Genomic DNA, 13,612 nt, shown 5'->3' on the forward strand with positions numbered 1-13,612 from the left:
GGGAAAATGATTCGCCAGCAGATGAACGGTTCCAACGGATTCCGTTGGCACTTTTCATCCGCCGGCAAACGCATTTCGTGACTCATGTCGTTGCCATTAGCTCTTGCAGGGCGCGGCGTGTAAAGACCGGAGCCATTTTTTTCCGATAGAGGTGGACGAAGTCCGTATTGTCAAGAGGCTTGATGATTTGATAGACGCGGTGCGCAGCTTCTTCGATTCGGTCGGCATCAATTCTGTCTCCGACGAGCACGGCTTCAGCCGGACGACAGCGAATCGGTGCGGACCCGACTCCTCCCACAACGATACGCGCCTGACGACATACCCCTCCGTCCTCCTGGATAGCGACTGCAACACCTAAAACTGGAAAGTCAAACGCCCCCCGCCGCCGCAATTTCAAATAGGTACTCTTCCAGCCGTCAGCAGGAGGAAGCAGGACCTCCACGATGATCTCATCGGGCCGCTTGGCGAGGAATTGCCTTCCGTCATCCCGATAGAGTTCGCCGGCCGAAATTACCCGCTCTCCTTGTGGACCAACGAGGCGAATCTGAGCATCCAGAGCAATCACGGCGGGCGCTCCATCGGTGGAAGACACCGCCCAGCACCGATCGCCTCCTGGCGCGACGGGACATACCGATCCATCTTTCTTCAGGCAAAACCCCAGAGCCTCGCGCCAGAACAACGTTTGGTCGTAGTAGGTGCAGCGCGTATCCAGGCAGAGATTGCCTCCGAGCGTCCCCATGTTGCGAATTTGGGGATGGGCAATAACCTGACCGGCGCGAACGAGCGCCGGGTAGGACGCCGCAAGGTTTTTGTTCTGAACGATCATCGCCAGCGTGGCCCCGGCACCGATGCTCATCCCTCGGGAGCCATCACCCTTTATCTCTGCAAGGTCTCTCACCTGGCGAAGGCCCACGAGAACTTTCGGTTCAAACTGCCTGCGCTTCATTTTGGGATATACATCCGTTCCACCGGCCACCGGCATGGCTTCGGGGCCATAATCGCTCAGGATTCTTACAGCCTCCTCAATTGTTCGAGCCGAGTAGTAGCGGAATCGTGGCAATCTGAGCATAGACGCGATTCTCCTCAAAAGAGATCCTCACCCATCTTCACTGTACGCCGATCGGCACGAGCAATCAGCACCAACGAAGTGATTCGTCGGAGGATTTCCGGTCCGCCGGCTTCTGATCCAATTACTCCGCATTTCTCGCAACAGGAAGGAACGCGGAGGGAGCAGTCTTCGGTCGGCCCACCTCGCATGCTAGTGCCTGGCGATCCACTCGGCGGGTGGTGTGACACGAATCGGCTCGGGCCACGGAACGTCGGGAATGGAGGTGGGACCGATCCTTCCCGTACCCCCTCGCCGTTTGTCCTCCAGAGCACGAAGGACTTTGTCCGGTGTGATGGGAATTTCATCAATCCGCACGCCGACAGCATCATACACTGCATTGGCCACCGCCGGCGGGACGGGGAGCAGTGGTCCCTGCCCGGCTTCCTTTGCACCAAAGGGGCCGTTCGGATCGTCGGTTTCGACCAGAATGCACTCAACCTCCGGCATTTCAAGTATCGTGGGAGTTTTATAGTCGAGCATCGAAGGGATTTTGTGCAGGCCGGATCGTGAACGAAAGACCTGCTCCTCCATCAATGCCTCACCCAGACCCATATAAACGCTTCCCTCGATCTGCCCCTCAACAAGAAGGGGATTGATCGCGCGTCCGATGTCGTGAGCGACCCAGACCTTGTGAACCGTGATGAGTCCCGTTTCGGGATCCACGTCGAGTTCGACGACACAGGCCGAATAACTGTAGGATGGCGATGGCCCCACGCCCGCCCCTTTGTACTTGCCTTCTGTTGCCGGAGGTTTGTAACTGCCGACGGCACCCAGCGTGCCAAACCGCGCTTCGGCGCGTTGCGCTACCTCGGCAAAGGTGAGGAAGCGATCCGGGGCCAGAGCATCGAAGATTCTCCGATCCCTGGCGGCAAGTTGATCCTCCGGCACATCGAGTTGCTCCGCTGCCACGCGAAAAAGAAGCCGACGGAGCTTCTCTGCGGCTTCGATCGCGGCATTGCCCGTCATCACTGTGACGCGGCTGGAGTAGCTCCCCAGATCCACCGGTGTCAAATCCGTATCCGCCGTGATCACGCGAATATCCTCGGGGCGAATTCCCAGTACTTCAGCGACAATGGCGGCGAGGATGGAATCCGATCCCTGGCCGATGTCGGTGCTGCCGCAGAAGACCGTCACGCCGCCCCCGCGATCAATTTTGATCTGCACCCCCGAATGCGGCAGATCGTTCCAGTAAATCGGCAAGCCTGCTCCGCTCAAATAAGAGCTACAGGCGAAACCGACGCCGCGCCCGAAGGGCAGGCGGCGGAATTTCCGGAGAAATCCCGACGCTTCCACCACGCGATCAATACACTCGCGCAATCCGCAACTGGAAATCCTCAACCAGTTGACCGTACGCGAAGGAGCGTGGACGACCTGAGGCCGTCGGAGTTGAACGGGATCGAGCCCTAAAGCCTCGGCGATTTTATCCAGGTGAACTTCCAGCGCGTAGCGCGGCTGAGGCGTTCCATGGCCTCGTTTGGGACCACATGGCGGTTTATTGGTGAAAACCCGCACCCCCTCAAACTTGTACCGGGGAATCCGATAGGTGACCGTTTGCAAGGCTCCGGTGTAATACGTGCTCGCCACACCGTAACTGCCATAGGCACCGCCATCGAGAAAGGTGCGAAAATGCATGGCCGTGATCGTTCCATCTCGCTTGACCCCCGTCCGAACCCACATGAGAACGGGATGCCGTCCGCGATGAACGTAGAAAACTTCCTCCCGCGTGAGCGTGATCTTGACCGGTCGCCCCGCCAGCATCGAGAGTTTGGCCGCCACAATTTCGTGGGAAAAAGGATCGCTCTTGCCGCCAAATCCTCCACCCACGGGAGTAGCAATGACGCGAATGTGACTCGGCGGAAGCTCCAGCACTTTCGCCAGTGCGCGATGAACATAATGCGGTGTTTGCGTCGAACTCCAGAGCGTCAACTTTCCATCGGGACCGAAGTCAGCCACTGCCGCATGCTGCTCCATCGGGAGATGGGTGCTGCCCTGATAGAAGAATATGTCCTCGCGGATATAGTCGGCTTCGGCGAAGCCTGCCTCCACATCGCCGAACTCCAGTGAGACCATCTTGTGAATGTTCGGACCGTCTCCATAGCTGTGAATGCGGACAGTCCTTTCTTCGAGGGCCTGCTCGATCCCCGTGATCGCTGGGAGCAGTTCATATTCCACCTCGATCTGACGGAGCGCTTCTTCGGCGATCCATTCGTCGGCGGCCGCCACCGCCGCCACCGGATCCCCAATGAATCGAACTTTCTCGCGGCAGAGCGCCTCTTCGTCCTGACTCACGGGCAAGATGCCATACTTTATCGGGAGATCCTCGCCCGTAATGACAGCATAGACGCCGGGCATCCGTCGCGCGCGGTTCACATCTATTCGCTTGATGAGGGCATGGGGATGCGGACTTCGCAAAATTTTCCCCACCGCCAGTCGCGGCAGATTGAGATCGTCCGCATAGATTGTTCGACCGACGCATTTATCCCAGGCATCCACCTTGGGCAACGGTTGACCAATCACGCTCAGTTCGTTATCCATGTTCACCTCCGACATTCACCGCAGATGGACGCGAACAGCCTCGCTAGAGGTGGAGACATCTTTAGTGATCGCCTGACTGGCTCATCCGAGCCGCCGCTCGCTCGACGGCATCGAGGATTTTGACATACCCCGTGCAGCGGCAGAGATTCCCCGCGAGGGCCTCCTTGATCTGTTGACGGGAAGGGCGGGGATTCTCTCCGAGCAAAGCCGCTGCCGTGACAAGGATTCCCGGTGTGCAATAACCACACTGTGCAGCTCCCAGTTCGGCGAAAGCCACCTGCAGAGGATGGAGCTGACCGTTCCGGGCCAGTCCCTCCACGGTGATGATCTCTTTGCCCGCCACCTCGATGGGCAGAATCAAACATGACAAAACTGGCAAACCATCCACGAGCACGGTGCACGTCCCACATTCACCGAGTTCGCATCCATGTTTTGTTCCCGTCAGACTCAAATCCTCACGAAGCACTTCCAGAAGTGTCTTGTAGACGGGAACCGCAACCTGATAGGTCTCGCCGTTCACGCGCAATTCGATCAGCTCTCTATCCATCATTCCCCCTCCAAATGATCCTTCTCACAGAGCGCCACGCGCTCTCGGTGCGCTACTATGGAACCAACCGCCTGCGCGTAGTCTTGCTTGGAGCCGATGTCACCGTCTGCCCTTCAGCATTGCCGAAACGAGCGGGCACCTCCCCCGAGGGGACCGGAAGCGATGGGGCGGGTCGGCGAGCGAGCCCGCGCAGGAAATAATCAGCAAATGCCTCACCAATGGCTTCCGCCGACAGCGGTCCGGCCGGGGAAAACCACTTCACCGTCCAGTTAATAGCTCCGAGAATGGCCAGCGCAATCAACTTCGGGTCGCACGGGACGAAGACGCGCCGGGCAATCCCTTCGGCGATGATGGCACGGATACCCCGCTCGTAGCGGTCGCGCTTAGCAATCACCTTCTTCAACAGAGGCGGTGAGAGCATCTGAAAATCGGCGTGCATGGCGGAGGCCTTGAGGACATCGAGGATAACGGCGACCTGACCGACAATCACCCGACGAAGTTTCTCGTCCGGAGGCGCGCCGCTCCGCTGCACCTCGGCCAACTGTTTGAGCAGCAGCGTGAGCGAATAGTCCTGACAGAAGTAGAGGATTTCCTCTTTGTTCTTGAAATAGTAGTAGAGGCTCCCCTTGGTCATGAGCAGGCGCTCGCTGATGTCATCCATCGTGGTGGCCACGAAGCCGTTCCGACGAAAGGCCTCGGCGGCACTCTGGAGAATCTCCAGCCTCTTCTGCTCGATCTTCAACTCGCGTCGGCTCTTCTTTTGTTTTGACTGATTCGTCATTTTTTGACTACTTGTTCAAAAATATGCCTCCAGCTTATCCTGCGTCCCGGCGCTCGTCAAGCCGTCCGCGTACTTCTGCCCAGAGGTGGCGATCCGTTTCCGGGAACTCCCCCTCTTTCACTGCCCCTTCGGACGAACGCTCGGATCCCGCCGGTCGGGAGGACTTTCACCGGCACCATCGCTTGGCTCCAGGACTTATGCTGTTTTTAGTGATCAGTAAGGTAGCCAAAATTTCCACCTGCCACCCACTTCACCGACTCCGCTTCTGGAGGAGGCGACATCCTTACCTCGCCTTGATTTCCCTCGCCCGGGGAGTAAACTTCATGACCTATGAAGAGCAAGGGTGGCGCTGGTCTCATTCTCATCGTTCTCCTGGTTTCGAGCTTTTCGGGGTGTCAGGAGCATCCTCGCGTCTATCCCCTCAAGGGTCGCGTTGTCGCTGTAGCCGCCAACCGCCAGTCAATTACCATCGCCCATGAGGCTATTCCCGGCTACATGGAAGCGATGACCATGCCCTTTCCCGTGAAGGAGCCAGCTCTCCTTGATGGAATCACTCCCGGCGATGAGGTCGAAGGGGAGATCACGGTCACGTCGAGCGAGGGGTGGATCTCCAGGCTTCGCGTCACCAAAAAGGGCGAGGGGCGTCCGCTACCGGATCGTTCCCGTCCGCTGCCCATAGAGTATCTGGTTCAGCCGGGCAATGATGTTCCCGACGTTCGTCTCATTGATCAAAATGGTCGAGAGTTCCGTCTCTCCGATCTCAGCGGGAAAATCGTCGCGCTGACGTTTATCTTCACCCGGTGCCCGTTCCCGAACTTTTGTCCTCTCATGAGTCAACGATTCGTCGAAGCCCAGAAACTTCTCGACCAGCGGTCTCCTTCCCTGAGCAAGCGCACGCAATTTTTGACCGTCAGCTTCGATCCCGACTACGACACGCCCGATGTCCTCCGGGCCTATGGCGAGCGATGGAAAGCTGATTTCTCCCGCTGGACATTTGCCACGAGTTCCATCCGCGAAATCGCTGAGTTCGGTGCAAGCCTCGGACTGTCCTTTTGGACCGAAGGAGGACTGATCAATCACAACTTGGCGACGGCGATCATCCGACCGAATGGAAAACTCCAGAACGTCCTCCGGGGCAATGAGTGGAAGGCCGAAGAGCTTGTGAACGAAATTATCGCCGCCGATCAGTGAATCAAAGGCGATTCCGTATCCTGTTCCGCCCATGTCCCGGAATCAGGGAACAGCCGGGTAGAGGTGGTACAGCATCATATAAACCACGATTCCGGTAATTGACACGTAGAGCCATAGCGGCCAGGTCCATCGAGCGATGCGCCGATGACGATCATAGTGCTGCCGCAAGGCGCGCGTGAGAGTAATCAGCACGAGAGGAACAATCACGGCGGCTAATACCGTGTGACTGATGAGGATGCCAAAGTAGATCGGGCGCACCCACCCCTGCCCGGTGAAGCGCGTCGCCCCGTGATGAAAGTGATAGGTCAGATATGAGATGAGGAAAAGAACCGACGTCGAGAATGCGGCCACCATGCAGATTCGATGACCCTTCACTTGCTTCCGTCGGATGAAAGAGAACCCCCAAAGGAGAAAGAGCGTGCTCAGACCATTGAGGATCGCGTTCACCGTTGGCAGGTCGGTCAATGAAATCATACGAGCGAAGATTATAACGAGAAACGCTGATTCCGTATACGATCCCCCTGTTTTCAGACCCTGCCCCAATTACCGGGAAGGGCCGTGAAAGACCGGAAGGCCGAACGAAGCCACAGTCAAAAGACCCTCGCCGGCCGACAAGACGAGCGACTGGTCCAAGCGGGACTCTTTTTGACAGCCGGTCGGGAGAGATGGTGACACCACCGGATTATTGCAGCAACCTGGGGTCCCTCCGCCCGGAAAGAAGTAGCGATCGCCCGCAGAGGAAAAGTGCCTACGGATCCTGGATTTCGCGTTCCCGCTCAACGAGGGATGGATTCCTGCGATGGGGACGCTCACCACCCGATCGCTCATTCAGGAGGTGAAGGGTCAGCCGTCGGATGTTGCTCCAGCGATTCTGCCGGATGCCAGTCGAGAACGCCCCGAGCAAACTCTGGCGACTTATCAAGAAATGACAGACGCTCTTGATTGCGGCAGGGGAATGACAGCTCACCCGCTTCGCCGTCCGACGAGGAGAAGGCCTAGAAGGAACATCGTCGCGCTGAAGAGCACGCTCACAGTCAGAGCTGTTGTGACGCGCGGCTCGTCACTACTGAACGTTGAGGGATTCGCCGACAAAACGTGGTGAAGGAGGGCCAGACCATAGCTGAGCGGATTCGCCTTCATCACCCAGGCGACCCACGGAGCCGCGCCTGCCCGAGGGAATAATGCCCCCGACAACAGCCACATCGGGATCAGGAAGACATTCATGACGGCGTGGAATCCCTGTATCGAATTCATTCGCCAGGCGAAGAAAAATCCCAGGGAAGTCAGCCCAAAGGCGACCAGTAGCAGTACTGCCAGAAGGAGAACGACGCGTCCGCCGTCAAGAGAGAACCCGACCAGGGGAGCCAGGGGAAGAAGAAGCGCTGCCTGGAATGCGGCAATCGTGGTGCCGCCGAGAACTTTTCCCAGCACAATGGAGACCCGTGGCACCGGCGAGATCAGGACCGATTGAAGGAACCCCTCATTTCTGTCCTCGATCACCGACATCATGCAAAAGACTGACGTGAAGAGGAGGATCATCGCCAGCGTGCCGGGGAAGAAGTATTGCAGATAGCTGATGCGGTGGTCGCTTTCGGGGCGAAAGGATGTTCCGAAGCCGGACCCAATCACGAGCCAGAAGACGAGCGGTGAGGCGATGACACCCAGGACGCGAGATCGCTGGCGATAGAAACGAACCAGCTCGCGCCGCCAGAGCGAAGCACTGGATATCCATACAAGCAATAGTGGAGATGGCCGGGAACCTGACACGGCGCTGGAACTGCTCCCTCGAATATCGGAAGAAACGCCGCCATCAACACGCTCACTTGACGGCGACCTTTTCCTTCTGGGCAGCTTCCGGCTCTCCCTCGGGTGCGAGCTTTTCAGCCTCCTTTACCGGAACGGAGGCCCGTCGGAGTGCCCACTTCCGAAGGAGCCACGCCACGGGTTGAATGGAAAAGACGAGAGTGATGAACAAACACGTAAGGACCAGAAAAAGATCGTCAATCCCGCCTTTGAACTTGTTGCTCAATACCGTCCATACTGCCAAGCCCAACGAGATGAGGGCAACTGCTGCGGATATCCCATTGAGTATCATGAACTCTCTCATAGCCTCCCACATCCCGATTTTTCTCCCGTCCTGCGGCGAATCCCCTGATCAATCATCTTGGCTCGGTCATCCACGAAGTGTGGCATTATAAGAAAGCTGCCCGAGCCGTTTCAAGCGTCAAGCGACGACCTCTCTCCCCTTCGTCATCGCTGGCATCTGGGGCAGTAGTAGGTCGAACGACCACCCTGACGCAGACGGCGAATCCGAGCACCACACCTCATACATGGCTCTCCTTCACGCCCGTATACCAGGAAACATTCCTCGATGATCTCGCGAGAAGCCCGGGGTGGAGCATCGAGAAAGGTGAAGTGAAGGGCCGTCTCGGTACGCGCACTGATGGCCCGCTGGAGTGTTTCCCGGATGGCCTGATAGAGAGCCTTTACTCGATGAAGCGACCGGGCGACCTCATAAGCCTTTCGTGTGGGCCGAATTCCTGCACGGTGGAGAGCTTCCGCGGCATAGATGTTGCCCAGACCGACGACCACCCGTTGATCGAGCAATATCTCTTTAATCGTCCGACGGCTCATCCCGAGTGCGTCACGAAAAGCTGAGAGGGTGAAGTCCGCGCCGAGAGGTTCCGGACCAAGCTTGTTCAGCTCCTTTAACCTGCTGAGCCCTTCGGTTCGGACAAGATATATCACCCCGAGATTTCGCCGATCCTCATAGAGAAGTCGGCTTCCATCGGTGAAGGTGAAAATAGCCCGCGTATATCGAGGCAGCGGGCTGTGGAGTTGACCGTAGGCAAATCCTCCCGTCATGCGCAGATGAACAAGCAAGGTCCACCCTCGACTGAGATGGATGAGGATGAACTTTCCGCGACGCTCTGTTTGCTCGATGATGCATCCCCGCAATCGGCCCGCAACGGCCCGCGGGCTCAGATTCTTCATCAGGTCATGGCGAAGCAGTGTCACATCGGCAATCTTTTTCCCCACGACCGTTCGATTCAAGAGCCCAACGACGTGATCAACCTCAGGAAGCTCGGGCATACTCACTCCTCATGAGAACGAGCGCAGGTCAAGGACTCTCCCCGCGAGCGAACCGATCCTTCGCTACTGTCCTTATTGCCGGGTTTCCCGTCCTCCCACGACCGGTCATTCTACGCGCGATGTATCCCGGCGACAAGGTCCCTTGATCCCCACTCTCCGAGCGCACCATCGGGAGCGCATGTGACGAAGCGGCTGAATGACCTAAGGCAATCACCCCCAGACGGAGCTTTGACAGTCCCCGTGCCCTTCGCCTACTCTGTTGATTCAATGTCTGCGCCAATGAGTACGCCATTGGTTCAAATCGTTATTCCGACATACAACGAGCGAGAGAATCTGCCTCCTTTAATCGCGGCCATCAGGCACGTCCTCCCTAACGGAGGGATTCTCATCGTTGATGATGGATCGCCTGATGGAACTGGTGAACTGGCCGATCAGCTCGCACGAGGCGATCCTCTTTTGCATGTTCTCCATCGAACCGGCCCGCGAGGTTTCGGCCGTTCGTTAGTGGATGGGATGCTCTGGGCCCTGGAGCGGAATCCCGACTTCGTGATTCAGATGGATGCCGATGGATCGCATAACCCGGAGTATCTGCCGGCACTGCTCGAAGCTGCTCGCGATTACGATGTCGTCATTGGCTCGCGCTACGTGCGACACCATGTCAGCGTGGTGAACTGGCCGTTGTCGCGGCTATTATTGAGCGTTTTCGCCAATGCCTACGTGCGAACCATCACGCATCTGCCGGTGACCGATGCAACCGGCGGTTACCGGTGCTGGCGCGCATCTGCTTTGAGACGAATTTGTCTTCACACGATTCGCTCCGATGGATATTCGTTTCAGGTGGAAACGCTCTACCGCGCTTACGCCCTCGGCTTTCGCATCGCAGAAGTCCCCATTATTTTCATCGAGCGTCGGGCCGGGGCTTCGAAGATGAGCAAGCGGGTCATTGTTGAATCGGCGTTTATGCCCTGGCGCTTGATTGTCGCCCGGTTGGTAGGTCGGTTGCTCCCGAAAGACTCTCGCTGAACCCATGGAAAGCCCCAGACGGTCGCCTCAATGCGGCACGCCTCCGAACAGGAGCTGCCGGAGGGCTTTTGCCTCCTCGATGAAATAACGTCGCAGCATGACAATATGGGCCAACCCTCCGACCGCCAGGGTGAGCAAGAGGATCATCGCTTCGGGGGCACCTTGTTGTCGTGCGAGCAAACGAACCGCTGCGCTGGCCAAAGCCACGACTGCCGCCGCCTGAAGGGCGGGTCTAATGGCCTCGGCGTATGCAGCCCACCGCCACCGAAAGAGCCTGAGGACCAGGCCCACAAGAATGAGCTGGGCTCCACCGAAGACAATTCCCGTCGCCGCCGCTACCCCAGCAATCCCCCAGTGCGTCCCGAGGATAACAACCGCAGTAAAAACAGGGGCCATCGCCAGCGAAAACTTGAATCCGAGATCCGGTCGCCCAACGGCGTTGAGCAGTTCCATCGCCCCCAGGGCCAGCGACCGCCCTACGGCATAGAGCAACAGGAAACGAAATGGAGTGATGGCATCGGCCCATTTCTCGCTGTAGAGAAAGCCGATGAACTCCTCCGCCGCAACCATCTGAAGAAGTGTCAGCGGCACCATCACTGCGGTCCCCCGGCGAAGGAAGCGAAGATAGGTGGTCTGAAGTTCCTCTCGATGGTTCTGGAGGCGAGCGAAAATAGGGAAGACAACCTGTGAGAAGACGCCCGTCATCAGGACCACGATCATCATACTCTGGGCGTAGGCGAAACTGTAGAAACCCAGAAGCGTCGCTCCCAGGAGCTTGCCAATGAGGATGTAGTCGGCATTGTTGTTGACGAAGGTGATCAGTTCACTGCCGAGGACATTCCGTCCATAGCGAAAAATCTCCCGCCAGTATTTCCGGTGAAGCTGAAATGACGGACGAAAGTCACACACTGCCCATGTCACGGCGACACCCAGAGGAAATGCGACGAGACCTGGAAGGGCGAGACTCCATACACCCCAACCGAGCGCTGCGAGAAGGATTGTGAGCCCGGTCCCCACGAGCGTCATCACGATCTGGGGGATGATCAATCGCCGATACTGCATTCGCTTCTGCAACACTGTCTGATGAATCCCTCCGAGCGGCGCAATCAAAAAAAAGGTGATCCCCAGCACGATCATCACCGGAGCCACGATCGGCGTGCCATAAAACGTTGCCACCAGCGGGGCCACAGCGACCTGGATCAGAAAGAGTCCGAGACTCGCCGTCATCCCCAACCAGAATCCAGCCGTGAGATATTCTTGTCTTTCCTCGGGCTGATAGATGAGGAAATGGCCGACGCCGATGTTCCCCACGGCCATGACGAGGTTGGAAAACGTTGTGGCCAGGTTCATCAGACCGAAGTCTAACGGGGTGAGAAGCCGTGCTATGACGATCCCGGAGAAAAAATTAATCGTCCGTGTGACCAGTTGATGAAACAGCAGCCAGACTGTCCCGGAATAAAATCCTCGCTCCAATAGGGAGGCCGACCCCGGGGCTACATCATCGCGTCTCATGGTGCTCGGCATGAGAGTTCGCGAAACATAATGAGTCACGGGACAGGGCATCACGGGGTGGTCTCGACCCGTGGTCAACGGGTCGGCCCCGTGAACGAGCCCTCATTTCTTCTCCTTCTCCCGTTGAATTGCGTCGAAAGATTCTACCCGTTCGGTCACGAGGCGAAGAGGCCGATGGACGCGATAGACGGGAAAGACCACCGGTTGCTCTCGTTGCTGCTGCGCCATCAGGTAGTCATCAAAGAAGTTCCAATCCACCAACCCATCATCGCTCTCCGGTTCGAGGAGGTAAAAGGCCAGATTGGCTTTGGGCTGCGCCAGGGAGATGTAATAGGAACCTGCGGGGATATCCACGGCGCGCGTCTGGAATTTCCCAGCCAGCGTCGTTTCTCGGTGATTCTGGAAGGGTTGGGCGGCATGGGTGACGCTCTCGACGGCATAGACTTCGACCTCAGCCCGAAGTGGTTTCTTGACCTCCTCAACGAGCACTCCGTGGGCGCGAAGTTTCTTGACGACATCGGGCAAATTGGGCAAGAGCAGATACCCGCGCGGGATGGTGATAGTTCGCGTGGCTTCGAAAAGACCGAAGTTTTGGGTCACGTAGGTGACCAACCGATCCGTTCGGCGAGGCCGTCTCTGCCCCGTTGCTGGATCCGTTTCCTGAACGATCTCGTAGCCGAGGATGGGGACGGGCTTGTCGAACGGCCTCATCTTAAACCGGACGCCGAGCTGATCGGATGCAGTCGGCGACTTCCCTCGATTGACTGTCTCCCGATCGGCTCGCGCGATGATCTCCATCATCTCCTGACTGTGCGTTGCTGCATATTCCAGGATCACCTGGAGGAACTTTTCCGTCACATCCACGCGAGTGCGAAAATCAGCGTAGGCATAGGATTCGGCCAGGATCGTCATCCGATTGCGGAGGCCGAGGTAGTTGTTGCCGAACCGGGGACGATGATCGAAGGTCTGCCATCCTTTGCTCGGATCGTTGGGGTCAATGAAATTTCCGTAGAAATAGGTCTTGTAACCGAAGCGGGAGTCGAGCACCTTCGTGATCTCCGGCAGCATTCGCTCGCGGACATACTCGATGGGTTCTCGGTGCCCATTGGGGTTGAGTGGCGGGGCGTAGGTCAGCGCATAGCCGTGATACGATCCGTTGGTTGTATGACAATCAATCGTGAGATGGGGATCCCAGCGATTGAAGATGTTCTGAACGAGCGCGTTCGCTTCCGGCGTTTCGAGCTTCATAAAGTCGCGATTGAGATCCAACCCCTGCGCATTCTCCCGAGTCCCCACGCCCCCGCTCGGTCCATTTTGATGCCGCCGATTATTGGGGCCGATGCGGTCATTTCCATCGGCGTTGTAGATGGGAGCAAGCAACACGACCAGACGGGCGAGCAACGGTCGCAAGCGGCCAACAGTTAAATCTCTTAGAAGATGGAGGGTTGCTTCCTTCCCGTCTACCTCGCCGGCGTGAATGTTGGCCATGATGAAGACAACCATTTTCCCCGACGCGCGGGCCTGCTCGGGCGATGTCACTGGCGGCTCGGACACGATCACCAGAGGGAGATCCCGCCCTTCAAAACTCTTGCCGAACGACGTCAGGCGAACGAGATCACTCTGGCGGCTCATCTCCTTGAGGAACTCGATGACATCCTGATACCGCGATGTCTCGGTGAACCCGCTTATTTCCGCCCGCGAGCGAGGAAGATTCGCGGGTTCCTGCTTTACACTCGCCTGGCCCGATGAAAGAAGACATCCCACGACGATCATCACCACACCTTTGATTCTGAACATCCGTTGTCCCTCCTCCCTAAAGTGA

The 13,612-nt window shown here is 57.6% G+C and carries 12 protein-coding genes; 2 read left to right on the forward strand and 10 right to left on the reverse strand.

All coding sequences use genetic code 11. From position 1 onward, the window contains the following. Positions 1–82: 82 nt before the first annotated feature. The 4 genes from VNM72_00860 to VNM72_00875 form a co-directional block, all read right to left on the reverse strand. Positions 83–1,069, reverse strand: coding sequence for an FAD binding domain-containing protein (locus VNM72_00860; GenBank protein ID HXF03949.1), 987 nt, complete (start codon positions 1,067–1,069; stop codon positions 83–85). Positions 1,070–1,258: 189 nt separating this feature from the next. Then, positions 1,259–3,643, reverse strand: coding sequence for a molybdopterin cofactor-binding domain-containing protein (locus VNM72_00865; protein HXF03950.1), 2,385 nt, complete (start codon positions 3,641–3,643; stop codon positions 1,259–1,261). Positions 3,644–3,704: 61 nt separating this feature from the next. After that, on the reverse strand, positions 3,705–4,190 hold the full coding sequence (locus tag VNM72_00870; protein HXF03951.1) for a (2Fe-2S)-binding protein: 486 nt from the start codon (positions 4,188–4,190) through the stop codon (positions 3,705–3,707). A 55-nt stretch (positions 4,191–4,245) separates the two neighbouring features. Beyond that, the gene (locus VNM72_00875) at positions 4,246–4,971 is read right to left on the reverse strand and encodes a TetR/AcrR family transcriptional regulator (GenBank protein ID HXF03952.1); all 726 of its coding nucleotides are present in this window, start codon (positions 4,969–4,971) and stop codon (positions 4,246–4,248) included. Positions 4,972–5,301: 330 nt separating this feature from the next. On the opposite strand from VNM72_00875, the gene VNM72_00880 reads away from it, so the two are divergent. Beyond that, positions 5,302–6,162, forward strand: a complete 861-nt coding sequence (locus tag VNM72_00880; protein ID HXF03953.1) for an SCO family protein — start codon at positions 5,302–5,304, stop codon at positions 6,160–6,162. A 42-nt stretch (positions 6,163–6,204) separates the two neighbouring features. On the opposite strand, the gene VNM72_00885 is transcribed toward VNM72_00880, so the two are convergent. The 4 genes from VNM72_00885 to mutM all read right to left on the reverse strand — a co-directional run bounded on the left by VNM72_00885 (position 6,205) and on the right by mutM (position 9,255). Further along, entirely contained in the window at positions 6,205–6,636 is a 432-nt protein-coding gene (locus VNM72_00885; GenBank protein HXF03954.1) for a DUF420 domain-containing protein, read from the reverse strand. A gap of 489 nt (positions 6,637–7,125) precedes the next feature. Then, the gene (locus VNM72_00890; GenBank protein ID HXF03955.1) at positions 7,126–7,902 is read right to left on the reverse strand and encodes an ABC transporter permease; all 777 of its coding nucleotides are present in this window, start codon (positions 7,900–7,902) and stop codon (positions 7,126–7,128) included. A gap of 79 nt (positions 7,903–7,981) precedes the next feature. Continuing rightward, positions 7,982–8,269, reverse strand: coding sequence for a hypothetical protein (locus tag VNM72_00895; GenBank protein HXF03956.1), 288 nt, complete (start codon positions 8,267–8,269; stop codon positions 7,982–7,984). A 143-nt stretch (positions 8,270–8,412) separates the two neighbouring features. Then, positions 8,413–9,255: a bifunctional DNA-formamidopyrimidine glycosylase/DNA-(apurinic or apyrimidinic site) lyase gene (gene mutM, locus VNM72_00900; GenBank protein HXF03957.1), complete on the reverse strand. Its 843-nt coding sequence runs from the start codon at positions 9,253–9,255 to the stop codon at positions 8,413–8,415. A gap of 279 nt (positions 9,256–9,534) precedes the next feature. Between mutM and VNM72_00905 the strand changes: the two genes are divergently transcribed. Beyond that, positions 9,535–10,278 carry a polyprenol monophosphomannose synthase gene (locus VNM72_00905; protein ID HXF03958.1) on the forward strand — a complete coding sequence of 248 codons (744 nt, stop codon included), beginning with the start codon at positions 9,535–9,537 and terminating at the stop codon, positions 10,276–10,278. 27 nt (positions 10,279–10,305) lie between these two features. Here the strand turns inward: VNM72_00905 and VNM72_00910 are convergent, their stop codons facing one another. After that, positions 10,306–11,751 carry a lipopolysaccharide biosynthesis protein gene (locus VNM72_00910; GenBank protein ID HXF03959.1) on the reverse strand — a complete coding sequence of 482 codons (1,446 nt, stop codon included), beginning with the start codon at positions 11,749–11,751 and terminating at the stop codon, positions 10,306–10,308. A gap of 141 nt (positions 11,752–11,892) precedes the next feature. Beyond that, positions 11,893–13,587, reverse strand: a complete 1,695-nt coding sequence (locus VNM72_00915) for a M14 family metallopeptidase (protein ID HXF03960.1) — start codon at positions 13,585–13,587, stop codon at positions 11,893–11,895. Positions 13,588–13,612: the final 25 nt, after the last annotated feature.

It is taken from the genome of Blastocatellia bacterium, assembly GCA_035573895.1.
GTDB lineage: Bacteria > Acidobacteriota > Blastocatellia > HR10 > HR10 > DATLZR01.